Genomic DNA, 24,241 nt, shown 5'->3' on the forward strand with positions numbered 1-24,241 from the left:
ACTTAAGCAGGGTGTTCAATTAGATTATGCCTCAGGGTGTTGGCGTTGTACATATTAATAGCGCTACCCTCGGCATTACTACTAATCTCCATCATTGGCTTTATCGCCGTTACTTACATGGCCGTAATAACGAGGATACTCGCACTAGGATCCCTTTATCAATTAATATTTGCTATGGCTATATCGGAGGTCGTAGTTCTATACCTAATGCGTGACTTCATAAATGAGAGCATGAACATGGGGAGGGCGATCATTCTATTACCAGCGTATTGGTTATTACTTGGTACGGTGACAATAACATCACCGCTAGTGCCAGTCAATAATTGGTTGAAGACTGCCCGTTAAATCGTCACAACCCTTATGTTACCGATAGGAGCCACCTTACTGCTCATTACCACCTGATACCCAATCCTCCTAGCCATCCTATCAATTATATCAACCACGGTGTTTAACTCATCATTCGTGAGACCCAGGTCAACACTATCAATAAGCAATACAGAGCCTGGCGGTGTGAGGATTAATTGAACGAATATCGGCAGCAGAGCCCTCATCTTAAGGCCGGTGTGGAACATGGGAACCCACTTACCACCAACCTTAATGTACCCAGAGACCCTCTTTGGAGCTGTGAAACCTGCCTTAACACCCTCTATACCAAGCTCCCTAACCAGATCCATCAACTCATTGTAGATACCCTCATACTCGGGCCTCGTCTGTATTACTGAGAGTTGATGCACGGTGTATTGACCGTCAGATCCCACGGAGTTGCTCGGTAAATCCACCGTGGTCTCGTAATCCCTCTTCCACCAGCAAACCCTGCCTTCACTGAGGTAGTAAAACTTATTCTTAAGCATATTCCTCAAAATGAACGCCAGGGAATAAGCCCTCCTTGAGGCATCTCCGTCACACGTGATGAATGCATCCTCATGCATAACGTGGGTCGGCGCAATACATAACCTGGCACTCACAGGATACCTCATGTACCCCTCATTACCCACCTTCTCGGCAACCGCCACTAATTCCCCATCCAGGTATAGTTCCTGGCGAACCCAGTAATCACTCAGCCTGAAACTATAGTGATAGCCAATGATGGAGCCCCTACTTAACTCAAGACCTGTACTACGCCCAAGGTTTTCCCCATCCTCATCAACTTCGTAATAAACACCAATCGTTATGACCTCGCTAGGGTCTAACCCATAGGCCAGGTCCTCAGGTTCATGAATAATTAATAGGTTTCCCTCAAGGACGAGCCACTCCTCGCCCCGGCTCTGCATTAATAGGGCTAGGGCCTCCATTAGGCTCGTCTTACCTGAACCACTGCGGCCCACAATCACTGTATTACCATTTAAGTCTACGGTTAATCCCCTACCGAGGCCCTTGAACCCCTTAACCACTGTCTTCACGAGTTTCGTCATCCTCATCAACCAGTGCGTAGGCTATTATTAATATTCCGCTAACATTGCCTAGGCTCACATTACTAACGTTAATACCCACCTGCCTAATATGCGACCCAGCAATACTACTTAACTCACTCAATGCCTTGCTTAACGACTCATCAAGCCTATTCAACGCAACATCAAACTCAACGCCCCTGACTAACTGACCAACGCTCACATTGAGTGGTATGAATTTCCTGACATGGACTATCTTTGTCATTGAAAATAATCGCCTATGTAGGGTAAAATATCTTTCCGCCGGATAAGCCTTTTATTAACTAAAGTAATGCGTACATGAATGGAGGTTGTATTCACACCGTGGAGGTGGAGCTACATAAAATCAACGAATAACAAAAGCAGTGAGTGTGCGCTGTGTGCTTACCTGCGAGGTAATGATGATGGGTTGATGGTTTACAGGGGTAAGTGGTGCTTCATCATCATGAATAAGTACCCATACAACATTGGTCACGTTATGATAGTACCCAATAGGCACGTACCATCAATAACAGATTTAAACAACAATGAAGTAAGTGAATGTGGAATGCTCTTAGTGGCTATTATTAAGGCATTGGCCAAGGTCCTCGGTATTGAATATGGTGATTTTGACGTAGGGATAAACATTGGGAGAGTCGCCGGCGCAGGTATTGAGGAGCACATGCACATTCACGTTGTTCCCAAACCATCAGTGATATCCTTCAAGTCGGTGGATCCTGAATTCGTAATGAATAAGACCAAGGAAATTGCAGAGAGACTTAGGGAGGTTATGCAGCAATTCATTGAATAAGCAACCAATAAATGTACTTCTTATAAACGCCTAAACTAACGGGATTTGTGCCATTTACAGGTGAGCCATTGAAGGCATTACTCACGGACATAGTAACGCCCAAGTACGTATACTCACTTATGGAATCCCTCAAGTGTGGCTCAGTAACAGATAGGGAATTCCCAATACTAACGCTAGGTGCTGGAACAAGGCAAATATTAATAGTGACTGGGTTCTCAGTAAATGATTACAGGATAAGCAATACGTTGATTTACATGGTTCTTAATAAATGCGTGAACCACATATACCCAATACCTACCTTCAGCGCCTCACAACTAAGCAAGTGGTCAATTAAGGTAATACCCATGGCAAACCCCTGGCCATACAACTCATGGGACATGATCCGAGGAAAGGGGCCATTCTACTCAATTGACGATGAAGGAATACCAGTAAGGTATGATGCACTAACGCTTAGGAGCAAGTACTCAATAAAGCTTCATAATCTCGTACATGAGGTAAATCCCGAGCTCATAATAATGCTCATGAACTCCGATAAGTGGTCAATAGTAACCCCCGAGTCAATAAGAATTAATGACTACGGCATCGTTGATTCAGACCCAGCCGACTTTGTTCACCACTTCTCTCTTGAGAATTATCCAACTATAATACTATCGGTACCCAGGGATGCCGAACCACGTGAAATAACCAGTGAGGTTATTCAATTAATTAAGGAGCACAGCATTAAGGTACGGGAGAGTAAGCCCCTGGAGGTTGTGGTTAGGGTTCACGGCGGCCTTGATAATATATCAAATGTGCTTAAGCTTCACGGGTTCCTGGTCAGTGTTGATGGGGATAAGTTAATAATCAGAGCCGGTAGTAAGTCTCAGTTACTGTTGAATGCTTTGGTAGATAATAATTTAATCGAGCATTACTTTGATGTTGAGATTTCAGAGATTCATCTTCAATAGTTATTTCTTAATATACTTAATAAATAAATAACTATTCAGAAAGCTTAATTATTCCTCAACTTTACATAATTAGAATATGGAAAAAACTCGTACTAGCATACTCAGATAAATACTTAGATTATAACTTCGGTCCATGGCATCCATTCAAGCCGCATAGGGAGAAGCAGTTAGTCGATTTGCTTAGGGAGCATGGGCTGTTGGGTTTATACATTGATTTAGTGGAACCTAGTCCTGCCTCAGATGAGGAGTTGATGTTGGTTCATACTAAGGATTACGTCGATTATGTCAAGAGCGCTAGCATTAACGGTGTTGGCTACCTGGACTATGGCGATACACCTGCCTTCAGGGGCGTTCATGAGGCTGCCGCTATTAGGGTTGGTGGTACATTACTCGTTACGAGGCTCGTTAATGAGGGTGAGTACGTGCATGGCTTTAACCCAGGTGGTGGATTTCACCATGCCAAGCCCAGTGAGGCGGCTGGCTTCTGCGTGTATAATGACATAGCGATTGCGGTTAGGTGGCTTAGGAATCATGGCGTTAGGCGCGTTGCCGTGGTCGATGTCGACGTCCATCATGCTGATGGTACACAAGCGGTCTTTGATGATGAGGATGTGCTGTTAATATCAACCCACGGTTACGACGGTCGGTTCTACAGGCACTGGGTGGATTGATGAGGATGCGTCGGTGCAGGTAAGGGGCTTAAGGTGAATATACCATTACCACCCCATATAGGCGATGACGTGTACTCAATGGTGATTGACGAGGTAATAAAGCCCATACTCGATAGGTACTCACCCGAATTCCTAGTGCTTCAATTTGGCGTTGATGCCCATACAGGCGATGAGCTTGGAATTCTTGACCTAACCACGGAATCGTACCTGAAGGTTCTTCGCGTCGTTCATGAAATCGCCCATAAGTACGCCGGCGGCAAGTTAGTCCTAACGGGCGGTGGAGGTTATGACGTCTATAATACGGTTAAGACCTGGTTCCTAGCCACAGTATTCCTCACAGACCCCAGCAAGCTCAGTCAGTACTCAGGTTACTTCGATAAAGAGCCCACGAGGACTCCAGGGCGTTATTATGAGGAGGCATTGTATGTGATTGACGCCATAAAGCAGAGGTTTGGTTTATGATTACTCACTCAATATGCGTTATCCTCTTTGTCTGGAATGACTTATCTTAACAATAATCCTATAGCCACAGTATGGGCAGTGAACGCCTGGCGTTATCATGTCCTCAAGCGAGAATACCCTGCCGCACCTAAGGCACATGTATATCTTTCGACCAGTGGCTTCACCACCTTCCTCACCGCCGCCACCCCCCTCACCTAATGCCTTTGTTTGCTCCTCACCGCCCTCCTCAAAGAACTCCTCACTCACGCCGAATCGGTTAAGGAAACCCCTTAAATTATTTTTTTGCATTATCCTCCTCACCCTATCCTCGGCATTAATCCTACTCAATACCGGCAATACGCCGGTTGCCACCAGGTCCCGCCACGACTTATCACCAGCAGCCATTAACTCCCTAATCCTCGTGCCACTGTAAACCTCCTTATTAAAGAGCGGCGTGCTTAAGACCTTAACACCACCATACTCAAGGCATAACCTGGTGAACTCATCATTCGTGTAGGCTATGTCGAATGAGGGGCATTGCTCACGGACGTAGGCATACCACAAGGCCGAATCGCCCTTAGTATCGGGTACGGCACAGTAAAGGACCCTGCCTATTAAGTTCAATTCCTTAAGCATCGAATGAAGCATTTCAATCCTCTCACCAACTGTGAAGGGATTTCTCGGCGTGAACGATTCATTAGCAGACCCAATTGCAATAACCAATTCCTCATACTTACTTAATAACCACTTAATCACCTCCTCATGACCCTTATGCAGGGGTTGAAACCTTCCAACGAATAACGCCCTAACCATACAACACTAATTAGTGCAGGACATTTTATCTATTTCCCAGGGAACGATTATACTTAAATTAATGCCACTGAGAAGTAACATGGTATGGTTAGTATTAAGGATACGGAGGTGACGCTCGTTGAGGCCGTCCAACCCTTCGACATAAACTCCCTCGGCAATTTATTCGGCGGCAGAATGCTTGAGTGGATGGCTAACATAGGTACTGTAGCCGCCACACGATTCTCCAGGGGCCCAGCAGTCCTTGCATATTTAGATAGGCACTTCTTCATAAGGCCCGTCAGGCTCGGCGAGTTCGTAATCCTCAAGGCGAGGGTGGAGTACGTGGGTACATCATCCATGGAGGTGAGGATCGAGGCTTGGAAGGAGAGCCCAGGCGGTAAGCAGGAGTTGGTCACCATGACCACGGCATCCTACGTGGCTGTTGACGAGTACGGAGTCCCAAGGCCGATAAAGAACTCCATAGAGCCGGCTGAGGATGAGAGGCAGATTTACGAGGAGGCCAGGAGGAGGTATGAGGAGAGGAAGAGAAAGATTGGGGATAGGAAAATCAAGAGGTTTGACCTGACGGATCCGACTAAGGGACTTAGGTGGCGTGTTGAGTCCAGTCGCTGGGCCATGCCTTCAGACGCATTCGTGGGAAACCTGGTATCTGGAGGCAGATTATTGGCCTGGCTTGATGAGATAGCCGGGCTATTGGCGGCTAGGTACTCGGGTGGTGCGGCCGTGACGGGCTCCGTGGATGAGACGGCATTCTACGCACCAATTAGGGTTGGTGACATAGTCATAGTGAGGGCTGGGATTACATATGTCGGTAAGTCATCAATGGAGATAATGCTTGACGTAATTGCCGAGGGTACATACGGTCAGGCTAGGCATGTATGCACGGCATACTACACGTACATACATGTTGACAGTAGTGGAAGACCCGCACCCATTCCTGAGTACATACCTAGTAATGATTATGAGAGGAAACTATTCATGGAGGGTGAGAGGAGGAGGCAGGTTAGGGATGAGGAGTTGGCTAGGATTAAGAGGATGTGGTTAAGCCCCGGCCCTAACCCTTAGTACCTGCCTTATTAGCTTTGTATTGAGTCACTATAGACCTGACCCTATCAGTCAACCCACTCGTGTGGCTCTCACGCTCTATTAGCTTTATGACCCTGGCAACAAACGACTCATCCCTAGGATCCCTGCACCTAATCCAAACCCTACCATTCTGGCCAACCGTAACGTCGCAGCCAAGCTCCTCAGTGAATATGCCGACCATGGAACCCCTCCTACCAATGACCCTAGCCACCTTACTCGCATCAATCTCAACAAGGGTACCACCCTCAATCCTACCAAGCCTAGCCTCCTTGAGCGTGAGCGTCACTGGGTAGTCCTTGGTTAGGTTAAAGTCGATTATCCTAGCTAACACGATATCACCAATACCCAATAAGCTCTTCAGGTCAACGGTCGTCAAATCAATGGGCTTTAATGTGGCCTCCTGGACAGGTAGGTAGGCTGGGTATGGAGATTTAATGTCGATAACCCACCCAGTGAGTCCGATGTCGACTACGTAACCAATTACTATATCGCCAATCCTAGGCTTATAAATGCCGCTAAGCGGTATTACCTCCACATCCCTCTCACCCCTGATGTTTATTAGCCCAACAACTGCTGAGTAGCCACATCGCCATCCCAGTAAACGCTACCGCTAATGTTGTAGTCCTTAGTTGCCACAGCATCCCCCGGCAGTACTATCTGCTTATCACTGACGTATAGTGGCATAATCAAATAACCTGTGTTTTCCCTATTTTATTTTTAATCCTAGACTAAGCGTTACGACGTGGAAATAATCCTCACATCACCAGAACCATGGGTCAACTCATTCACCTTAGCAATTATCGTGTCCTGAAGCCCAGCGGGGACCTCCAGCTGCATGACCAGCGAGCCATCACCCTCAAACCTCTCCTTAATCACCCTACCCATCCTCGATAGGGTATTCCTGACCTTATGGGCATGCTCGGCTGGCGCCCTAATCTCGAGGACGCTAACGGCTACCTTAAGCGGCAACACCCTCTGGAGGGCCTTTATTACGGCATTAACCTGCTCCTCAACGGGCTTGAATGGGTCTATCGCTACATCGACCTGTTGCATGGCAGCCTCAACCCTCTGCGGAGGCACGGGAGTCCTGGTCCTAGTATCTATGCAATTTCTACTAATCCAATCAATTATCTGCTTCCTCTTCTGCTCAATGAGTCTCTTCCTCTGCTCAGCCGTGAGTGGTAACTCGCCATTCTTAACAATGAACTCAGCCACCTTCCTCGGGTCCGTGGTCTTGAAAACCCTCATCAAAGACTCCTCACTAGCCCTAAGGCCCTTCCTGGCGTCCTTATATATCGTGTCCGTTATCAGAACCTTATCAATACTCACTGACTTACCAAGCCTCATGTCCAGGGCTGCATCCGGGTCGACAAGTATCTCGAAGACGTAGCCATCCTTCTCATACCTGGCAATCACATAATTTCTCTTACTCATATCACCCAACTATGCAGGGGAATTTTTAATTCTTTTACACGTAAGTTACGGGGTTCTCCACTTAGCAACCTTCAGTGTTAGCACGGTACCCACGACGCACCAGGCAATGCTGGAGACATAGGCAATGCTTATTTGAAGCATGGAGTAGTGGGTAACCCCAACTGCATTTTGTATAACCATGGCAGTGACCGAGGTCGGCACTAAATACGCAACCCACCAGGCACTGCCAGGTAAGTGGCTGGGTAATAAACAGGGGGTAAAACACCCAGCGCCAGCGTTAGTAGGCTAACAACAGCCCATGTATACCTAATGTATGTGAATAGGGTCGATGAGTAAAAGGCTATGGAGGACACGGCATACCAAAGGAGTACTAGTGATGCCATGATTTCCAAGGCGCCCCACAAATTAATGGGCACCTTAAGAATTAATAACACCGTAAACAGGACGATGCCAGGCAACGTAAATATGACTTCACTAAGTGCGAGACCGATGGTATATGCCAACGGGCTTGTTGGTGTTGCCACAATCATCTGTTGGAACTTGAGTTCAAGCCTATAATACGCGGCATCGCCAATAAGGGCTGTGCCACTTGACAGCATTGTCCAAACAAGCCCTCCCACAATGCCCATGATCATGCCAATGCCCCGGTAAAGCACCGTAAGTAATATCAGTAGGGAGATTGGGGTTGCCAGGTAGATACCGTCCAAAGTGGAGACCTAAGTATTGGTAGCAATCCATTGAGCCAGGCAAGCACTAGGATAGCCCTCAACTGATGCCTCAAGCCACCCCTAACCCTCCTCACCCTCCTCACCCCATGACTTAATCGTAACCAGGACATAGTGCTCAAGGGACTTCGGCGAAACCCTAATGGCGCCATCACCAACCTCGTCCAGGGAGTTCACGAAGGAGAAGCATGAGGAGCCAACACGAATGCACGATCCATCACTCATAGATGCTGGGTACTCAACCACGTACTTACCAGGCAGTCTCTCAACAAGCTCGTCTGGCCGACCATGAGAAACTATCAAGCCTTTATCAATTAGGAATACCATATCCGATATCTGCTCAGCCTCCTCGATATAGTGGGTCGTTAGGAATATTGAAGCGCCGTTGTTGCTGTATCGCCGTAGGGAATTCCAAACAACGCGCCGGGACGCGGCGTCAAGACCCACGGTTGGCTCATCGAGAAACACCACCTCAGCGTTCGAAGCGAGCACCGCAGCAACTAAAACCCTCCTAGTCATGCCACCCGACAATTGGTAGATAGGCGTATTCCTAAGCTCCCATAAACCAAGCTCCTCAAGCGACTCCCTAGTCGCCCTCTTTGCATCATTCCTGGACAAGCCACGAAGTAGTAAGTATGAGTAAACGAATTCCTGCGGCGTCATGTAGGATATGGGCCTGGCATCCTGTGGAATCACGCAATCCTACGCCTAACCTCGGGTGCCTGCCTAACAACGTCAAAGCCAGCAACATAGGCCTCGCCGCTATGCGGCATTAATTCCGTGGTTAATATCCTAATGAGTGTAGTCTTGCCGGCGCCATTGGGGCCCAGTAATGTGGCTATCATGCCGTAATCAACGTCAAGGTCGACGCCCCTAAGGACCTCTCTGGTTCCAAAGCTTCTTCGTAATCCCCTAACCATTATTGCTTGCATTTGCGTAGCTGTGGGGAACCTCAAATTTAAAAAGGGTTCTGTGCATATGCCGTTTTGAATGGGCGATCCAAGGAAGCCAAGGAAGAAGTACATCGGCGGTAAGCCAAGGAGGCTTTGGAATAGGCAGTTACTCGAGGAGGAGCTTAGGCTCATTGGTGAGTACGGGCTTAGGAATAAGAGGGAGCTTTGGCTTGCCAAGACCATACTGAGGGGGTTGAAGCATAGGGCGAGGTCACTACTCTCAATGCCAGCCGAGCAGAGGGCTAAGCTTGAGACGGAGTTCAAGGCTAGGCTCTTCAAGGCGGGGTTCATACCGGAGCAGGACATACCACTCGACGCAGTCCTATCACTCGATGTCAGGGCAATACTGGACAGGAGGTTACAGACCATTGTCTATAGGAAGGGGTTGGCAAGGACCATATACGAGGCTAGGCAGTTGGTGACTCACGGGCACATCGCGGTGGATGGCAGGGTTGTCAAGTCACCAGGCTACCTAGTGCCCAGGGACCTGGAGGACAAGGTGACCTACGCCATAACAAGCCCAATACTAAAGAGGCTACTCGCACAGCCACAGCAGGGCGCTCAACAGGCCCAGGAGGCCCAACAAAGCCAGTAATCAAGCTGAGGGAAGGTTTTTAACCCAAGGTATCACCTTATCTTAGATATGGATGCATCGCTGCTACTTGGTATTGTTGGGCCTGTAGTGACGATTATTGTTATTTTGGGTACTTCGCTTTACTGGCTTGGCGGCAAGTTTAAGGAGATTGAGATGAGGTTCCAACAGATTGATGAAAGGTTCAGGCAGATTGACGAGAGGTTTAGGCAAATCGACGAGAGATTCAGGGAGATCGACGGGAGATTCGAACAAATAAACCAAAGATTCAACGAACTAGAAAAGAACCTAAAGAGCTACGTTGATGAGAAGTTTAACCAAGTTAATGCTAGGATTAGTAGGTTGGCCGAGGCTTACAGTGATTACCAGGAGTTCTTCGTTGAGTACTTGAGTGCTGAGGGGCTTCTTAAGGCTGAGAAGGCATCGATGCTCCGTAATGAGGCCAGGAGGGTTATGAGACTCGCGGTTTCCGGCAATCCCCTGAGTAAGGAAGAGTGGGAGAGGATTAAGGAGTTGCTTGATAAGGACGTGCTCACGCTGGAGGAGGCCCTGGAGCTTCGTGAGCTTGCTAGGAAGGTGGTTAGGGAGTACGGTGAGTACCCGGAGGCTTGGAAGCTACATATCTACGCCAGCATAATGGTTGGTGAGGCCATCAGGAGGTCTCAGCAGCAACAGCAGGGGCAAGAGGAGCGGAAAGGGCAGGAACAACAGAAGCAGTGCTAAGCACCAAACCCGGTGCCTGGCTCAATAAAGCAACGCACCCCTCCTCTTCCTAACCAACCTACCAGTGCCCGGATCAACCATTAGGTTCAGGGTTTCAAGAGTCGTCTGTCCAATGAGGACCTTATCCAAGCCGTTGATTATCATTACGGGTACAATCTTCCTACGGCCCTCAACCTCCACTAACGCAGCACTCGCCACATACTCAACCTCACCACTGGCGGTCTCGGCGGCATCCCTATAAAATGCAGGTAACCCTAACTCATCGGCCAGGTCCCTAGGCACGGCAGTGTCGGTGGCACCCGTATTGACTAGGGCATCCACATCCTTGATCACGGAACCATCCAGGGAACCAATCCTAACCCTAACCCAAACCTCACCCATGACCGATCTAATACCGTGGACTGGACTAATAAGTCTTTAGCCCCGCCTAAAGGACCCTAACGGCATTCCTCAAAAACCACGCATACGGCGGCCTATCCCTATCCCTGGCATTAACAACCTTAACATCAATCAAGTAAGCCAACTCGCCAAACGCGTCTTCGACCTCCTCAATTACCCTAACCTTAACGTCGAGAGGGTCTCCATCCTCAATTACGAGGAGTATGTCCAGGTCGCTAGAGCCAGTCACCCTGCCCGTGACCACGGAACCAAACACGTAAGTCTCAATGGCGTACTTCCTGAGTATGGGCAGGACCTTACTAATCAACGACCTCCAATCCCTGAGCAACCTAATCCTCTCTATAGGTTCCATAACCTCCTCACCAGGTCAATGACGGACTTCGCAGCCTTCAACGCAATCTCGGCCCTATCCCTATCAACACTCGGCGCGCCGTATTGACCCAAACTCCCTGAGTCCTCAAGTATTATTAAATCCCTACGATTACTACCCACGAAATTCCTAACCTCCTCACCAACACCGCCGCTCAACTGATTAGCCAGTAGGCCCAGCAATGCCCTAATATTATGCGTCCTTAGTGGCTCAACACCCAACTTAATGAGCAATGCCTTAACAGCCAATTGAGCGGCCATCTCGGCATTAACAGCCGTGGCATTATAGAAACCTCTCTCAAAGGATACCCTGGCAACCATTAGGTATTCCTCGGCCCTCCTCATGAAGTCCTCTGCTGCGTCGAGACTCATGAAGTATATTAATGCCGATGCTCAGGGTAATAAACCTATTGACGTAAATTAAGGAGGAGTACGCCAACCCTCTCCAACTGACCCGTTGTTGGGTCTACCCTGAGGCCGAAGGTCTCGAGAGTCGTCACGCCAACAAGCACTCGGTCAACATCATCGCTGATCAGGACCACGTTAGCCCTCTCCTCACCCATCAACCTAATGACCGCAATGCCCTCATCAAGGAAGGCCTCGCCTTTCGCCGTGGCAACCCTAACACGCCTACCAGTGGTGGCCACGCCCAACTCCTCGGCAACCTTCCTGGGAATAACCGTGTAGGTAGCCCCAGCATCCACGAGAGCCCTGAACCTACCAACTCCCTTACTTCCAACTACCTCAACATCAACATACACATGGCCCATAATCAATATTTATCCTAAGCCGCTAACCTTAAACTTTTTCGTTTCAGAGAAGACTTAAGTATTGGGAGTGATACTTAGTATCAGGGGTGATACTAACGTTATTCAGCACCGAGCCCAAGTCCTCACTAGATGAGTTATTCGATAGGGAGTTTGAGGTTGATAGGTTCAGGAGGGGTCTTAACGAGAGGTTGGTCCTCGTACTCGGTATTAGGAGGGTTGGTAAGTCAAGCCTAGTACTTTCAGTACTCAACTCCCTGGGTATTGACTATGTGTTCATCGACGTCAGGAAGCTCTATGACAATGTTTCCAGGAAGGTCCCTGCGGAGAGGATTTACGAGGAATTGAAGGCATCGCTGGGCAATCTCAGCATCTGGAGTAAGATTAAAGACGCCATTAACGAAATTGACATAGCCCTCGGACCTGCCAGGGTTAGAGTTAGCGCCTCGAGGGTTAGGGATGGCATTGCAAGGTTCTTAAGGCGATAAACAACGTTGGTAAGCACGTTATCCTCGTGCTTGACGAGGCCCAGTACCTCAGGTACTCAACGATTGGGCTTAGGCCCCTACTAGCCTACACCTATGACCACCTGAGGAACATAACCATGGTACTCACGGGCAGCGAGGTTGGGCTGCTGCACGACTTCCTGGGACTTGACGACCCGTCATCGGAGCTCTACGGCAGGTATTACTACGCAATAGAGCTCAAGCCATTCGATAGGGAGAAATCCATCGAGTTCCTAAGGAGGGGATTCAGGGAGTTGGGCATTAACGTGGAGGACAAGGTCCTGGAGAGGGCTGCGGATGAGCTCGGTGGTATTGTGGGCTGGCTCGTCTACTTCGGCAGGCTCTACCCGGAGAAGGGCGAAGACGCGATTGAGGAGGTTAAGGAATTGGGCGCGAACCTGGTTAGGGCTGAGCTTGAGGAGTTGTTCTCGAGGAGCCAGTACTACAGGTACGTGATGGAGGCCGTGGCCGTTCTTGGCAGGGCTAGGTGGAGTGACGTGTTGAGGTACGTAATGGCTAGGACTGGAGCGAAGCCAACAAACGCCACCCTGTCCAGGGACCTGAACAACCTCGTGAAAATGGGCTTCCTAACCAAGGACGGTGAGCAATACGGAATCCCAGACCCAATAATTAGGTACGCCGTGCTCAGACTAACAAAATGAGTAGGGTATTCATAATCTGTCATAGATATTCTCACGTTTACCAATATCAATGATCACTACGACCTGATTCTCATGGTCTATTAAATAAACCACCCTATAATCGCCAATCCTCATTCGACATAATCGCTCAAGCCTTCCCTTAAGTCTCTTCTCGCAGATTGGGTTGATGATTAACTCGTTAATTCTAGCAAGGATTCTATTTCGAACATCATTAGGCAAATTATCTAATGTCTTCTTGGCTTTTCGCGTAAACCTTACGCTATATTCACTCATTACGTAATCACGCCCTCTTCCTTTAACGTCTTATACGTTTCATCATTAATCAATAGATCCAGGGTGTCTATATATGCATTCAATTCCTCAGCATACGCCCTAGACCATTGAGCGAGCGCATCCCTATTAACTCCCCTAAACTCCTTGATAAGGCCCAGCACAGCGGCAGTGGCTGAGTACCACGCAAATGCCGTAGCCATTAAGTATACCGACGTGTCACCCGCCTCATTAAGCGCCCTCTCATTGATCCGAGACAGGAGCCCGTTAAACCCATACCTGGCCACATTATTTATGACCCAGTGATCATGTTCAATTAATATTGATAATGCATAGACAAGGTCCTCAGCATATGGATAATTCGTAGACCTAATTAATTTAGCCAATTCCTTACCAATAGCTAACTCAGCCTTATTAAAGTCATCAACAGAAATTCCCCTAAAGACGATACCATTAGCCAACTCCTGGGTCAACCTAATCATGGGATTAATAACCCTATTTGTGAACATTGATAAGTCAAGTAGAAACTCATTGGTTAGGTCAGTGGAGTTTAAGACCGTACGTACCTCACGATCCAGGGCATCTTTAAACGCCTCATAACATAATCCATCAAATCACGTGGTACACCTAAAGCGGCCACATAATCGCTAAATTGCCCCACGGTTAGCGCCACAGTTCCACCAAGTCCTATGGGTTTAGGAACTAGGTGCTGTAATGACACTGCTGGTGCTAACACGTAATTTGTCGTTTATCACCCCTTAAAATACCTTCCGTAGGTATTCCTCGTAGTGCCTTATTAACAGTATTGCTAATAATTAATTGATGAGTAGGAACAAGGGTTCACTATCGACGATACTCGCAGGAGTGCTTGTGCTTATCGCCCTACTCATGGGCATTGGCATAGCCATAACCGTACTATCGACGGTAATAACCCTGGAGAACATGGCTGCTAACCACGTAAATACCGTGGGCAGGGCAGCGGCAACATACAGCGGATTAATAACCCAGGGAAACACCCTAATAAGCACCAAGGGACCTGTAACGATAATAGGCGAAGTAACACCAAGTGCATTTACCCTCATTAACCTCACATCCTACGAATACGTGAGCAACAACACAGAACCCGTGTTGCTACTGACGAATGTGGGGCCTGTGATGCTTGATCCGCAGACGAGTAATGCATTGGATGCTGCAGACACAGCCAACAATGCCTATTACGGCCCTTACCTCTATCACTGGGTTGAGATTAGCGTTAACGCAACCTACGCATACGGAGCCGCACTTAACTACGTAGGTGCCTCGGACACTAATTACCTAAGCTTTGCGGGCATCATAATAAACCTGAGCAACGGCTACTACCTACTCAGCCTAGGACCCGACCCAATAAACCTCAATCCGCTGTATGGCGAATCATGGAGCTACTTCCTAAGCCAAACACCGGGCATACCATTCCTAGTAGGCCCATTAACAACACTCAACAGCAGAATCAGCGGTGACGCAGGCCCCGGCATCATAGGCTGCACAATACTTTACCAAAACATATGCCCACCGCCCCCACCAAGCGGCAACAACGAGATCTTCGAGGGGAACTGGCCATCAATAAGTACTTCGGGGAATGAGCTAAGCATAACAATACCCAGCAACACGGCGTTATACAGTAGCCTGCCCACGGCAATTGGAATCTTCGAACTAACAAGCAATGCGGAATTCACATACAGCGAGGTATACTACATCAAAAACTTAAACACCACAAACTGGCCAACCTGGAACGGCAACACTGGTTACCTAACACTACCCATGAATGTGACGACAATAAACAACACACCAGCAACAGTAATCACAAACCCAGTAACGATAACAGCCCCACAACAACCAAACAACTACTACCTAATAATGATCATCTGGGTCAAGTACTGCACCGTATACCTAGCTCACCCCCAAACTTCCAAAACTGTAAGAATGACATACTAACCCCGGCGGTATTCTTCACCTGGCAGGTAAACAACGGCAATCCCCAACCAGCCCCATGGCTAACCCAACAATACGTAAATATAATAAAACCATAAACAAGACCAAGAGGAATTAAAATAACCACACAGTAAAAACCCTTAGGCATTAATAATCGCCCGTAATCAAAATATATAATAGGTATGATTCTATATATTATATTTATTTGTTCCACGAGAGCGGGCAAGTTCCACGAACCTGTTCAACGAATTTTCCAAACGAGTCCCTTATAAACCCAGCCGTAGTGCGTAGCCCGATGACCAGGTCCAAAACCAATTGGGGACTACCTAAACCAATAATACCACTAATAACTCTACTAGTAATAATAGGAGTAGTTGCCGGACTAGGACACCCAGCACTCGCCCAGCAATACGGACCAACATACGGACCAACGTCAGTACCAATACCACCAACAACATGGACAATATCCTGGAACCTAACAGACGCAAGGCTTGAGTACGGAGTAACGCCAAGCGGCCTAGCCAATCTAATATATGGTTACTTAATTAGTAATATGACTCCATGGTACTTCACAGCCGGTAAAACCTTCACCATCTACATAGCCAACGCAAGCGACGTCTACTACTGGAATGGCACCGGTTTTCAGCTATTCTCACCGGTAATGATGCACGCAACCGCCACAGCAAACAGCACCGGTGGCATCACGTGGACAGTAACCACACCATTCAGCAATGTACTACCAAGCCAGGTCTACGCAAACTGGACAGTGGTGGTGGTGCTTGATAATTACGGCGGCGCCAACTGGCTCGTATTCAACGTAACATCAACATTCATGGACCTGGCAGACCTAATGAACAACCTAACAACAGTCAGCACCGCCAGCTACATACCGGTATCACCATCAATAGCTAAATACCTAATACCTAAAGTCACAACTACGGTAACCTACACACCACCAAGCGAGACACCCATAACGGCGTATAAATACCCACTATTCAGGCCCGTCAATGGCAGCGAGACTACATCAAGCGACCTATACGTGGTGCTTCCAGACCTATACTTCTTCTTCCTATACGTTGGTGCATCTGCAAATGCATCAATACCACTAGAGCCATTATCATCAGCATCGCAGCTTGAGGCCTCGGTTACACTGGGCACTGGCGTGACGGTCTTTGGACCAACCACGTACAACAGCACCGTATCAGCACTATTCAACGGTGAATACACGGGCTTCGGCCCAATCTACTACGTAACCAATGAATTCAGTGGGCTCAACTCAGCAGATAATAACTACCCAAGCGTCAAAGCCCAGCCAATAGTAATAACCGTTAGTTACGTATACCCAAGCGGCCAGTCAGTGGTACTATTCAACTACACAACGGCAACAACAAATAATTATACAACGCCTGAGTCATTTAATGTAGCCGTGGCCTATAACTGGACGGTTGGTGCAGTAGCCTTAACGGCACTAGATAATGCATCAAATACGAGCCCAGCACTATTTATCGGCATTCCAGTCGTTGAGTTCCTCATTGGTAGTGTTTATGACCTGAAGGGCAACCCAATAATTTATAGTGCCACGAATATACCCAACCCAATACTTGCCCAGAAGCTCTACGTCAAGTGGCTACTCAAGACAACGCCTGTGGCAACCGTAGTCAGTGAGAACTACCTTGAGTACTACGAAACAACAGCGGCATTGGTACCCATCGGTTACTTCAGCGGTACTGGTCCAGGAGCGCCGTCATTCCAGAGCTCCTCATTCCCAACGCCCGAACTCTACATATTCTATGAGAACCAGCCCGTATTCACAGCCACAATAAGCGTTGCCCAATCATTCCTGAAAGGCCCATTAACCCCAGTGACGATAAATAATATATATGTTGCGTTGATGCCCGTGTTCATAAACATAACGCAGTTCTCATCCACAGTCTCCGCATCACAGCAGTTACCACTCAGCCCAGACCAGGTACCCTACGTAACCATTTACTACGCATTCTCATCAACAGGCCCAATAATAAGCCAGACACCGCCAACCGGCGCAGTCTCTGGTATGCTATATTACGAGGAGCAGGTTTCAGCAACCACCCAACTGGGTGCAACGCCAACGACATTCCCAGCCACAATAGCCCAATTCCCACCGTTTGAGCAGTCATCAATATCAGGCGTGTTGGTGACGCCCGAGGTTAATTGGTTCCCAGCACCGCCACTAAACGCTTCAATAAGTGTCGGACAGCAAACAAAGCTAACAATAACGGTTAAATCACCGCAGTACTACTACTACAGCTTCTGGCTAATGTACAACGGCGTGACAGTGGGCTACGGAGTGTATGAGCTCGGCTACGAGCCAGGCTCGTTAAAGAACAATGGAGTAACGGTACCATGGATGCCAATGTTTGATGTGTACCCAATAAGCGAGAGTAATACTACGTTGCTCTCGTTCTACGATAATAGTACTACTGAGCCTTACATCCGCACACCAACCGGTGTACACATTAATGCCACTGGTTATGGTATGTTGCAGTATGAGAATGTCCTATCCGAGGTTGCCTACATAGCGGCTACCTACACGGTCTTCAACGTGCAGTTCCTGAACCTATGCAATGAGACGCTGACCGGCGGTGTTGTGTCTATAACCGAGAAGACGCCGAGTGGTGCAACGGCGACACTACCACCGGTCACCCTGAGTCCCACGGCGTATGTGCTGAAGATCACGGCGCCCGTGGCGCTGGAGATATCCTCAGTATCCGGCGCGCCGTATATAGAGATGTTATCACCGACGTTCAACTTCACGCTGAACTACTACGGCTATGTAATGCCCAGCGTCAATTACACCAGTAGGCAGCCCGAGTATAACTACGTACTGACGCCTGGCGTGATCAGTATCGTTTACTTCCCACTGATCGACATCAACGTGCAGGTGCTGAGCAATACAACGCCGGCATACCCACTGTGGGGCTTTGCAGTGAATATGTATAGCGCAGTGACTGGGCAGAAGATGTGGGAGCAATAACCAACTCCAGTGGTTATGCCTACGTAATGAATGTGCCGCTGAATGCAAGCTACATAAAGCCCGTGTCATACGTGGTGCTTAAGGTGAGGACCATAAGCCCAGCCACGGACAGTGCCTACTCATATGCCAAGGTATTGTCTGATTACGGGCAGACATATCAAGCATATGCAACTGCCCTAGGCCTATCACCAAACTCCTACGTATACACGCTTGGTACTAGGTCCATTCGATGAGGACCTAACCGTGTACTACAACGCCCAGTTCAGCATACCAGTGACCACCACGTGCGGCCAAGTATTCCCACTAACCGTGGCCGTTGAGACTCTAAAGATTTATGTGACGGATCTGGAAGGCAATGTACTGAGTAGCCAGCCGGTCTACCCATGCGCGACACCGAGCTACTGCCCAAGCTTCTACTACAACGTGACGCTGGTGATCGATGACCAGTACAGCCCGTACTACCTAGCCAGCCAGTGGCAGTCATTCCCAACGCTGTACCTCAACCTAACTGACTTCAGGGTTGTTGGGCAGACCTGGATGCAGCCAATATACAAGAGCCTAGAGAGCACATTTGAGTCATTACTATCAACCACGCAGTCCGCCTACCAGAGTGGTTCAATAACGCAGCAGCAGTACTTCGCCTGGTACGTGGGCAACTACAGCTACTACGCACTAGCCGCGCTACTGGCTAACTACAGCACTGCATCGCCATACGCTGTGTTCAGCTTCCCATCAATACCGCCGCACGAGGGCACCATATTCGTTAGACTATTCATGCCGGGCCAAGTATTCCCAATGAAGGTCTACTACCTAGGCCAGGAAGTCTTCAACAACCTAGTCCCAGTGCCGCAGCCCAATGAGATAGCCGTGGTGACGCCGACCGGGCAGGTACAGTACGTGACGAGCTACACAGTCTACGAGGGCGGTAAGGCGGTCTCAGTGCCGCCGGGCAGCATAGTCATTGAGGCGAGTGTCTACCCAGTCAAGTTCAACATAACCAGTAAGAGTGGGCTATACCCAGTGGGCAACACCTACCTAGGCCTAACATTCACAGACGTACTATACAGGGAATACGTAATGCCAGGGTCAAACCTATACAGCGATGAGGTACAGCAGTACATTAGCGACATACTATATCCATTTAACGTGGCTGGTTCAGGAATACTAACGCCGAATGAGTTATACGTGTACCTAAACGGTACTAAGAATATATCAGAGTCAGTATCAAGAACGCCAGTCCCAGTGCCAGCACCAACACCTGAGCTTATTGATAATCTATACTCGATGGCTGGTTACGTACTGCCAGACCTAATGGCTTCTACGTCAACTCACGTATTCCAACAACAAGCCTAACACCACTATACATGAGTAGCATTTCCCCGAACGTATTCGACGAGGCCACAATGCCAAACGATGTTTACTTCAACCTAACGATGGGCATACCAATCTATGCAACAGCGGCTGGTCAACTAGTGACGGCACTGCCTGCGGACTCGATGCTGTATGTCGGCACCACGGGCTATAGCGAGTTCAGACTCCTGGTCAATGAGACGTACTTAACGCCGAGTATACTCCTGCTAAATAGCACAAGCACTCCAGTGCAGTACTCACATATAGCACCCGGTCAGTTAGCCACGAATTACTACTTCGAGGAGATACCCAATGGGCCTGCCCCAATACCTGCAATCTACATAACGCAGAACACCTACTCAATACTGGCTTCAACTACACACTATCGCCCAACCTAATAAGCTATAGACTGTGGGAGGCCTACATAAACGCCACTGGGATGACCTCGATAACCAACGCCACGATAGGCATATACGCAGCCAACGTAACGAGTACAGGCAAGGTTACGTGGTACTACGTCTACAGTATTAACGAGACGTCACTATTCCAGGAGGCGATGACTAGGACGGTTCCGCTATACCTACCACTAAATATCACCTTGATAGAGACCAAGGTGGAAGGAAAGATCACCGGGTTAGCAGTGATACTCTACGTCTACGGCAGCGGCACCTACTACGTACTACCACCAGCTACTGAGAGCGACCACGTGCATGTGCTAACCCCAGTGCTAAGCACTGGATTTGGCGGTTATGTGAAGCACTACGAGGCACCGTTATACACCTATTACAACTCGACCAATAGTACGGACATTACGGGATATTTGCCCTTCACTTACCCAACGCCAAATAGTGAGTGGTTCCCGTACTTCGGAAGCCCACTGACTGTTGTGATACCAGTACCAAGCAGTGGTGAGGCTGTGTTTGACATGCCGTGGTGGGCACCGACGACTGGCGCCTACGGCACGAGGATCGCGAGGTTCTGGGTCATGGGCACGACGAGCACGCCTAACATTGGTTACGGAAGCATAAAGGCTGTGTACACGCCGAGCCAGTACACGCCGACAGCCCCATCACCACTGCCTCAGCTAGCCATAAGCAGCTACGTGTTGTTGAATTACATAACGCCTAAGTATGGAGCTAAGGCGGTATACACGGGCGAGATACCGCCTGGCGTAGTAGTGAGTGGGAGTGCGCCGCAGCAAATAGGACCGCAGCAGTTCCAGATAAGGGTGCCAAATGGTAACATGACCGCGATAGGCGCAGGCACTGGCGGTACATCAGCCCAATGCTACTTGTCGATACGCTATTCCCAGAGGACCTGTGGAACGTGACGCTGAGTACAATGCCGGCTAATGGAGTGTATAACATTAGGACGGTTGCCCTGGAGAGTGTTGAGGTCTATAACAATGCATCATTCCCAATATTCATAGTTGGCTTCAAGTACTCATCGGCTGGCAAGACATTCCCAATAAGTATACCAACCGTTGAGCTCCCCGAGGGGCGATAGTCGATATACCCGTTAAGTACATCTACGGCAGCAGCTATGAGTTCGCCTCAACGTGGTGCGATAACGGCAGCTACGCGCCATATATACCGGACCTATCCGCCACTGTCTACTATGTACCGCCTAACGCCACCTTCTACCTAGCCAATGGCACGGCATTACCATTCACAGTGTACCCGAATGGCACGGTGAGTATTGGGCCGTACACCTACAACATAAGTCAGCTGGAGCTACGTTGACGTCGCCACCCATTAACTTCACCACGCTATATGCAGGCAGTGAGCTAGATAATGTAAACATGACAGTAGTAATACCGCTGTATCCGCCATACTACAGCAGCTCAAGCTCGATAACTGGTGCTCAGCACGTGTTCTACGATGACTTACCATACCCAATACCGGCACCGACATTCTATGCAACTATTAATATGCCATTTGCTTCAGGTGTATGGTGGGATGTCTCTGGCTATGTTGGTATTCCATCGGCGCCAGACCTACTGCCCAGTGCGAGCAATGATACTGAGGCTAAGTTGGTGTTCACGTACCCGACAATACCGCTAGCGGCTATTGAGGACTGATGGTAGGCCGCTGCCCAACCAGATGGTTGTTGCCTACGGAACAAGTACATCACCGTGGCTCTGCGCAGGCACTGGAGCGGTTGCGATAGACTTTAGCAATGCCTATGGGCAGTTAATGCAGCCGTTGCCAGCTAATAACAGGACTGTTGTGTATTGGTACGACAGCTGCCTATTGTATAAGATAACAAATGGCGCCTACCCATACATCAACATCTACGACACCAACATAACCACTGACGTACAGACGCTAGGCAATGCGTTTAGTTCAACGGCTGTTGAGACGCACGTTGTGCCCGCTACAATATACCTAAAGAGTGCCACGGGCACTGGGATACCTGGCGCCTTGGTTGTTGTGTTTGACCAGCCAACAACGGGCAATGAGCTCCTGGCCTTCAACGTGACCGGCACTGACGGCTCAATAACACCTGTTGATTATAGGATATACCCACCAGCCACGAGCCAGTTACCGCCGACTAACTACTACGTTGTTGCCTACTACGCCGCTAACGGCACGCCATTGACTTGGCAGGAGATACAGCAGGCAATAAGCAGTAGTTCAAGTCATAGTGTAACATTGCAATTAGTGCCTGTGTTTGAGAACACCTTCAGCATACAGAGGACTGTGACGGCTACCGAGGCCATTGAGTCCTTCACACTAAGCAACATACTGACGACAGCCAACATAGTGGTTGTGCTGTCGAGCTTCGGCCCAGCGCCCGGCGTTACCCTAAGCTACAGTGTGTCTGAGCCTGAGTGCCCAGTGACGATTACGCAGCATCACCGGCATCAACAATTGTTGGCTACACGTACAGTGTGACTCCGCTAATGCCATCACCAAGTGTATGTACATCAACCACTGCAGTAACTGGTACTGGAACGACGAATGCCCAGGGCCAGTTGACTACGGCGACCTTCGTAACGCCGATAGCCCCATTCGCAGCCCAGGTAACAGTGTCAGTGCAGTCATGGAAGGGCATACCACTGGGCTACACCTACACCTACTACGTGACGAGTAGCAATGCCACAACGCCAATTCAAGTGTCCGTACCAGCCGTTGAGTTAACAGTAACGCCTGTGAGTGCCAGTGGTCAGCCATTGACGAGTGAGGCCACGGTTAATGTGACGTGCTCAGGCGTGCCTATTGCCAGTGGTGTTGGTGCGCAGACCGTTGTTGTGCCAATACCGAGCAGTGGCTCAATAACGTGTACAATAACTGGCTATAGCTATGGAAAGAGTGCGAGCACCACAGTGACTTTGACGAGTAGTGAGGCTGGGCAGACGATAACGAGGACGCTGACGATACCGGTGAGTGGCGTTAAAATACCTGGCGTTGGCTTTGTGCCTGTGAGCACCTTCATACTGCTGGCTGTGGTGATAATAATAGTGATAATACTGATAGTGATACTGCTGATTGAGTACAGCAACTGGAGGAGGAGGAGACTAGCCGGCCTACTTGGTCCGCCGAAGTAATGACTTAACCGCCTAGAACACCTTAAAAGCCTCAAAATTCCTCCTTCAAAATTCCCTCAATTTTTCCTTCACCCTTTCCCTCTTTCCCTTAACGCCACTAACCTTATATGCTCAGGCCGTGGTTACTGGCTAATGGTACCAAACTCAGTGTTGATATGGATAAGTTGCTTAGGCTGCTTCGTGAGGATGAGGAGTTTAGGCTCGCGGTAATGGGTCTGCTGGGTATCATGGATATCCAGTCCGGCATTAAGCAGTTGGTCAGCGCTATTGCTAGGCTTGCCGAGTCCCAGGGCAAGTCGGTCAATGCCATGCAGGGAATGACCAAGGGTGAGGAGAGGATTACGGAGATGCTTGGTAAGGTCACTGACACGCTTGCCAAGATTGATGAGGCGATAATGAACCTAGCCGAGACTCTGGGCAGGGACATAGACATGGTTGAGAGGATTGTCAAGGCGCAGGAGGGTCTTGGGGAAGCCGTTAAGCAGTTAGTGGAGGCCCAGAGAAACACCTGGGAGGTGGTTGGGCAGGTTCGCAGTGACGAGGGCGAGGTACTAAGCCTACTCAGGCAGTCCATTGAGTCCCAGGGAAGGCTCTGACAGGAGGTTAGGGCAATGCAGGACGTGCAAAACGCCCTACTCCAGGAGGTAAGGGCCTAAGGAGGGTCTGACTTCCTGACACAATCATTTTATAGGTATTACATAGAGTCAGGCATGGCGTGTATCATCATGCCAATGATACTCCGAGCCTTACGCTTCACGGCATTCTCTTAACCGCCTCCTTAAAAC

Annotated in this window: 36 protein-coding genes and 1 pseudogene; 20 read left to right on the plus strand and 17 right to left on the minus strand. The window is 48.9% G+C overall.

The genetic code is table 11. The features are described from left to right. The first annotated feature begins 39 nt into the window (after positions 1 to 39). Positions 40 to 345, plus strand: coding sequence for a hypothetical protein (locus JCM14467_RS10045; RefSeq protein ID WP_252901330.1), 306 nt, complete (start codon positions 40 to 42; stop codon positions 343 to 345). Here JCM14467_RS10045 and JCM14467_RS10050 read toward each other — a convergent pair. Both JCM14467_RS10050 and JCM14467_RS10055 read right to left on the minus strand, forming a co-directional pair. Next, complete coding sequence (locus tag JCM14467_RS10050; protein ID WP_252901331.1) at positions 342 to 1,412, minus strand: AAA family ATPase; 1,071 nt, start codon at positions 1,410 to 1,412, stop codon at positions 342 to 344. The two genes, JCM14467_RS10045 and JCM14467_RS10050, sit on opposite strands and share 4 nt — an antisense overlap. Beyond that, positions 1,384 to 1,653: a hypothetical protein gene (locus tag JCM14467_RS10055; RefSeq protein WP_054850023.1), complete on the minus strand. Its 270-nt coding sequence runs from the start codon at positions 1,651 to 1,653 to the stop codon at positions 1,384 to 1,386. Before JCM14467_RS10055 ends, JCM14467_RS10050 begins: the two co-directional genes overlap by 29 nt. A 78-nt stretch (positions 1,654 to 1,731) precedes the next feature. Between JCM14467_RS10055 and JCM14467_RS10060 the strand changes: the two genes are divergently transcribed. The 3 genes and pseudogenes from JCM14467_RS10060 (at position 1,732) to JCM14467_RS10070 (ending at position 4,297) form a co-directional block, all read left to right on the plus strand. After that, a complete protein-coding gene (locus tag JCM14467_RS10060; RefSeq protein ID WP_054850024.1) occupies positions 1,732 to 2,217 on the plus strand; it encodes an HIT family protein in 486 nt (161 codons plus the stop codon). Between the two features lie 47 nt (positions 2,218 to 2,264). After that, on the plus strand, positions 2,265 to 3,164 hold the full coding sequence (locus JCM14467_RS10065) for a hypothetical protein (protein ID WP_054850025.1): 900 nt from the start codon (positions 2,265 to 2,267) through the stop codon (positions 3,162 to 3,164). A 74-nt stretch (positions 3,165 to 3,238) separates the two neighbouring features. After that, a pseudogene (locus tag JCM14467_RS10070) lies at positions 3,239 to 4,297 on the plus strand (acetoin utilization protein AcuC). 18 nt (positions 4,298 to 4,315) lie between these two features. On the opposite strand, the gene JCM14467_RS10075 reads toward JCM14467_RS10070, so the two are convergent. Beyond that, positions 4,316 to 5,089, minus strand: a complete 774-nt coding sequence (locus JCM14467_RS10075) for a nicotinamide-nucleotide adenylyltransferase (protein ID WP_342765520.1) — start codon at positions 5,087 to 5,089, stop codon at positions 4,316 to 4,318. Positions 5,090 to 5,173: 84 nt separating this feature from the next. Between JCM14467_RS10075 and JCM14467_RS10080 the strand changes: the two genes are divergently transcribed. Then, the gene (locus tag JCM14467_RS10080; protein WP_054850026.1) at positions 5,174 to 6,154 is read left to right on the plus strand and encodes an acyl-CoA thioesterase; all 981 of its coding nucleotides are present in this window, start codon (positions 5,174 to 5,176) and stop codon (positions 6,152 to 6,154) included. Here the strand turns inward: JCM14467_RS10080 and rrp4 are convergent. Genes rrp4 through JCM14467_RS20100 form a run of 8 tightly spaced genes read right to left on the minus strand, consistent with a single transcriptional unit; the run spans position 6,144 to position 9,290 of the window. Then, the gene (gene rrp4 / locus JCM14467_RS10085; RefSeq protein WP_342765521.1) at positions 6,144 to 6,710 is read right to left on the minus strand and encodes an exosome complex RNA-binding protein Rrp4; all 567 of its coding nucleotides are present in this window, start codon (positions 6,708 to 6,710) and stop codon (positions 6,144 to 6,146) included. The genes JCM14467_RS10080 and rrp4 overlap by 11 nt on opposite strands. Positions 6,711 to 6,733: 23 nt before the next feature. Next, positions 6,734 to 6,865, minus strand: coding sequence for a hypothetical protein (locus JCM14467_RS20095; RefSeq protein WP_342765522.1), 132 nt, complete (start codon positions 6,863 to 6,865; stop codon positions 6,734 to 6,736). Positions 6,866 to 6,910: 45 nt separating this feature from the next. Beyond that, a complete protein-coding gene (locus tag JCM14467_RS10090) occupies positions 6,911 to 7,609 on the minus strand; it encodes a ribosome assembly factor SBDS (protein WP_054850027.1) in 699 nt (232 codons plus the stop codon). A 45-nt stretch (positions 7,610 to 7,654) separates the two neighbouring features. Then, on the minus strand, positions 7,655 to 7,810 hold the full coding sequence (locus JCM14467_RS17795) for a hypothetical protein (protein ID WP_252901332.1): 156 nt from the start codon (positions 7,808 to 7,810) through the stop codon (positions 7,655 to 7,657). Next, positions 7,810 to 8,238: a hypothetical protein gene (locus JCM14467_RS17800; protein ID WP_252901333.1), complete on the minus strand. Its 429-nt coding sequence runs from the start codon at positions 8,236 to 8,238 to the stop codon at positions 7,810 to 7,812. Before JCM14467_RS17800 ends, JCM14467_RS17795 begins: the two co-directional genes overlap by 1 nt. 38 nt (positions 8,239 to 8,276) lie before the next feature. Next, complete coding sequence (locus JCM14467_RS19515; RefSeq protein ID WP_256359241.1) at positions 8,277 to 8,411, minus strand: hypothetical protein; 135 nt, start codon at positions 8,409 to 8,411, stop codon at positions 8,277 to 8,279. Further along, positions 8,398 to 9,030: an ABC transporter ATP-binding protein gene (locus JCM14467_RS10100; RefSeq protein WP_342765523.1), complete on the minus strand. Its 633-nt coding sequence runs from the start codon at positions 9,028 to 9,030 to the stop codon at positions 8,398 to 8,400. The genes JCM14467_RS19515 and JCM14467_RS10100 overlap by 14 nt, the downstream gene beginning before the upstream one ends. Further along, positions 9,027 to 9,290: an ATP-binding cassette domain-containing protein gene (locus JCM14467_RS20100; protein ID WP_342765524.1), complete on the minus strand. Its 264-nt coding sequence runs from the start codon at positions 9,288 to 9,290 to the stop codon at positions 9,027 to 9,029. Before JCM14467_RS20100 ends, JCM14467_RS10100 begins: the two co-directional genes overlap by 4 nt. Positions 9,291 to 9,324: 34 nt before the next feature. On the opposite strand from JCM14467_RS20100, the gene JCM14467_RS10105 reads away from it, so the two are divergent. Together JCM14467_RS10105 and JCM14467_RS10110 are read left to right on the plus strand one after the other, a co-directional pair. Next, on the plus strand, positions 9,325 to 9,882 hold the full coding sequence (locus JCM14467_RS10105; RefSeq protein ID WP_054850028.1) for a 30S ribosomal protein S4: 558 nt from the start codon (positions 9,325 to 9,327) through the stop codon (positions 9,880 to 9,882). Positions 9,883 to 9,930: 48 nt separating this feature from the next. Next, positions 9,931 to 10,602 carry a hypothetical protein gene (locus JCM14467_RS10110; RefSeq protein ID WP_054850029.1) on the plus strand — a complete coding sequence of 224 codons (672 nt, stop codon included), beginning with the start codon at positions 9,931 to 9,933 and terminating at the stop codon, positions 10,600 to 10,602. 21 nt (positions 10,603 to 10,623) lie between these two features. On the opposite strand, the gene JCM14467_RS10115 is transcribed toward JCM14467_RS10110, so the two are convergent. From JCM14467_RS10115 to JCM14467_RS10130, 4 genes are read right to left on the minus strand one after another with little or no spacing between them, the layout of a single operon-like run. After that, a complete protein-coding gene (locus tag JCM14467_RS10115) occupies positions 10,624 to 10,983 on the minus strand; it encodes a retroviral-like aspartic protease family protein (RefSeq protein WP_054850030.1) in 360 nt (119 codons plus the stop codon). Between the two features lie 46 nt (positions 10,984 to 11,029). Further along, positions 11,030 to 11,353: a nucleotidyltransferase family protein gene (locus tag JCM14467_RS10120; RefSeq protein ID WP_054850031.1), complete on the minus strand. Its 324-nt coding sequence runs from the start codon at positions 11,351 to 11,353 to the stop codon at positions 11,030 to 11,032. Further along, complete coding sequence (locus tag JCM14467_RS10125; protein ID WP_054850032.1) at positions 11,341 to 11,742, minus strand: HEPN domain-containing protein; 402 nt, start codon at positions 11,740 to 11,742, stop codon at positions 11,341 to 11,343. Before JCM14467_RS10125 ends, JCM14467_RS10120 begins: the two co-directional genes overlap by 13 nt. A 35-nt stretch (positions 11,743 to 11,777) precedes the next feature. Beyond that, positions 11,778 to 12,140, minus strand: coding sequence for a retroviral-like aspartic protease family protein (locus JCM14467_RS10130; RefSeq protein ID WP_054850033.1), 363 nt, complete (start codon positions 12,138 to 12,140; stop codon positions 11,778 to 11,780). Between the two features lie 86 nt (positions 12,141 to 12,226). Between JCM14467_RS10130 and JCM14467_RS17805 the strand changes: the two genes are divergently transcribed. Together JCM14467_RS17805 and JCM14467_RS17810 are read left to right on the plus strand one after the other, a co-directional pair. Then, positions 12,227 to 12,625: an ATP-binding protein gene (locus tag JCM14467_RS17805; RefSeq protein ID WP_252901334.1), complete on the plus strand. Its 399-nt coding sequence runs from the start codon at positions 12,227 to 12,229 to the stop codon at positions 12,623 to 12,625. Between the two features lie 26 nt (positions 12,626 to 12,651). Beyond that, positions 12,652 to 13,305, plus strand: a complete 654-nt coding sequence (locus JCM14467_RS17810) for an AAA family ATPase (protein ID WP_252901335.1) — start codon at positions 12,652 to 12,654, stop codon at positions 13,303 to 13,305. A gap of 9 nt (positions 13,306 to 13,314) precedes the next feature. Here JCM14467_RS17810 and JCM14467_RS17815 read toward each other — a convergent pair whose 3' ends face one another. Together JCM14467_RS17815 and JCM14467_RS10140 are read right to left on the minus strand one after the other, a co-directional pair. Continuing rightward, entirely contained in the window at positions 13,315 to 13,578 is a 264-nt protein-coding gene (locus JCM14467_RS17815; RefSeq protein ID WP_252901336.1) for a type II toxin-antitoxin system RelE family toxin, read from the minus strand. Then, on the minus strand, positions 13,578 to 14,057 hold the full coding sequence (locus JCM14467_RS10140) for a hypothetical protein (protein WP_054850034.1): 480 nt from the start codon (positions 14,055 to 14,057) through the stop codon (positions 13,578 to 13,580). Before JCM14467_RS10140 ends, JCM14467_RS17815 begins: the two co-directional genes overlap by 1 nt. Positions 14,058 to 14,397: 340 nt before the next feature. Between JCM14467_RS10140 and JCM14467_RS10145 the strand changes: the two genes are divergently transcribed. The 11 genes from JCM14467_RS10145 to JCM14467_RS10195 all read left to right on the plus strand — a co-directional run bounded on the left by JCM14467_RS10145 (position 14,398) and on the right by JCM14467_RS10195 (position 24,052). Further along, positions 14,398 to 15,546 (plus strand): hypothetical protein, encoded by a 1,149-nt coding sequence (locus tag JCM14467_RS10145; protein ID WP_054850035.1) that lies wholly within the window; start codon positions 14,398 to 14,400, stop codon positions 15,544 to 15,546. 292 nt (positions 15,547 to 15,838) lie between these two features. Continuing rightward, complete coding sequence (locus JCM14467_RS10150; RefSeq protein ID WP_054850036.1) at positions 15,839 to 18,556, plus strand: hypothetical protein; 2,718 nt, start codon at positions 15,839 to 15,841, stop codon at positions 18,554 to 18,556. After that, positions 18,544 to 18,789 (plus strand): hypothetical protein, encoded by a 246-nt coding sequence (locus JCM14467_RS10155; RefSeq protein ID WP_054850037.1) that lies wholly within the window; start codon positions 18,544 to 18,546, stop codon positions 18,787 to 18,789. The genes JCM14467_RS10150 and JCM14467_RS10155 overlap by 13 nt, the downstream gene beginning before the upstream one ends. After that, positions 18,767 to 19,909, plus strand: a complete 1,143-nt coding sequence (locus JCM14467_RS10160) for a hypothetical protein (RefSeq protein WP_054850038.1) — start codon at positions 18,767 to 18,769, stop codon at positions 19,907 to 19,909. Before JCM14467_RS10155 ends, JCM14467_RS10160 begins: the two co-directional genes overlap by 23 nt. Before the next feature lie 11 nt (positions 19,910 to 19,920). Further along, the gene (locus tag JCM14467_RS10165) at positions 19,921 to 20,304 is read left to right on the plus strand and encodes a hypothetical protein (RefSeq protein ID WP_054850039.1); all 384 of its coding nucleotides are present in this window, start codon (positions 19,921 to 19,923) and stop codon (positions 20,302 to 20,304) included. A gap of 41 nt (positions 20,305 to 20,345) precedes the next feature. Continuing rightward, a complete protein-coding gene (locus JCM14467_RS10170) occupies positions 20,346 to 21,236 on the plus strand; it encodes a hypothetical protein (protein WP_054850040.1) in 891 nt (296 codons plus the stop codon). Beyond that, positions 21,191 to 21,412, plus strand: a complete 222-nt coding sequence (locus JCM14467_RS10175) for a hypothetical protein (protein ID WP_252901337.1) — start codon at positions 21,191 to 21,193, stop codon at positions 21,410 to 21,412. The genes JCM14467_RS10170 and JCM14467_RS10175 overlap by 46 nt, the downstream gene beginning before the upstream one ends. A gap of 232 nt (positions 21,413 to 21,644) precedes the next feature. Then, the gene (locus tag JCM14467_RS10180; RefSeq protein ID WP_054850042.1) at positions 21,645 to 21,986 is read left to right on the plus strand and encodes a hypothetical protein; all 342 of its coding nucleotides are present in this window, start codon (positions 21,645 to 21,647) and stop codon (positions 21,984 to 21,986) included. Then, positions 21,976 to 22,803 (plus strand): hypothetical protein, encoded by an 828-nt coding sequence (locus JCM14467_RS10185; protein ID WP_054850043.1) that lies wholly within the window; start codon positions 21,976 to 21,978, stop codon positions 22,801 to 22,803. Before JCM14467_RS10180 ends, JCM14467_RS10185 begins: the two co-directional genes overlap by 11 nt. Further along, positions 22,740 to 23,456, plus strand: a complete 717-nt coding sequence (locus tag JCM14467_RS10190; RefSeq protein WP_252901338.1) for a hypothetical protein — start codon at positions 22,740 to 22,742, stop codon at positions 23,454 to 23,456. Before JCM14467_RS10185 ends, JCM14467_RS10190 begins: the two co-directional genes overlap by 64 nt. Positions 23,457 to 23,563: 107 nt before the next feature. Then, on the plus strand, positions 23,564 to 24,052 hold the full coding sequence (locus tag JCM14467_RS10195; protein WP_054850045.1) for a hypothetical protein: 489 nt from the start codon (positions 23,564 to 23,566) through the stop codon (positions 24,050 to 24,052). The last annotated feature ends 189 nt before the right edge of the window (positions 24,053 to 24,241 follow it).

The organism is Vulcanisaeta sp. JCM 14467, assembly GCF_001316245.1.
In the GTDB taxonomy this organism is placed as follows: Archaea; Thermoproteota; Thermoprotei; order Thermoproteales; family Thermocladiaceae; genus Vulcanisaeta.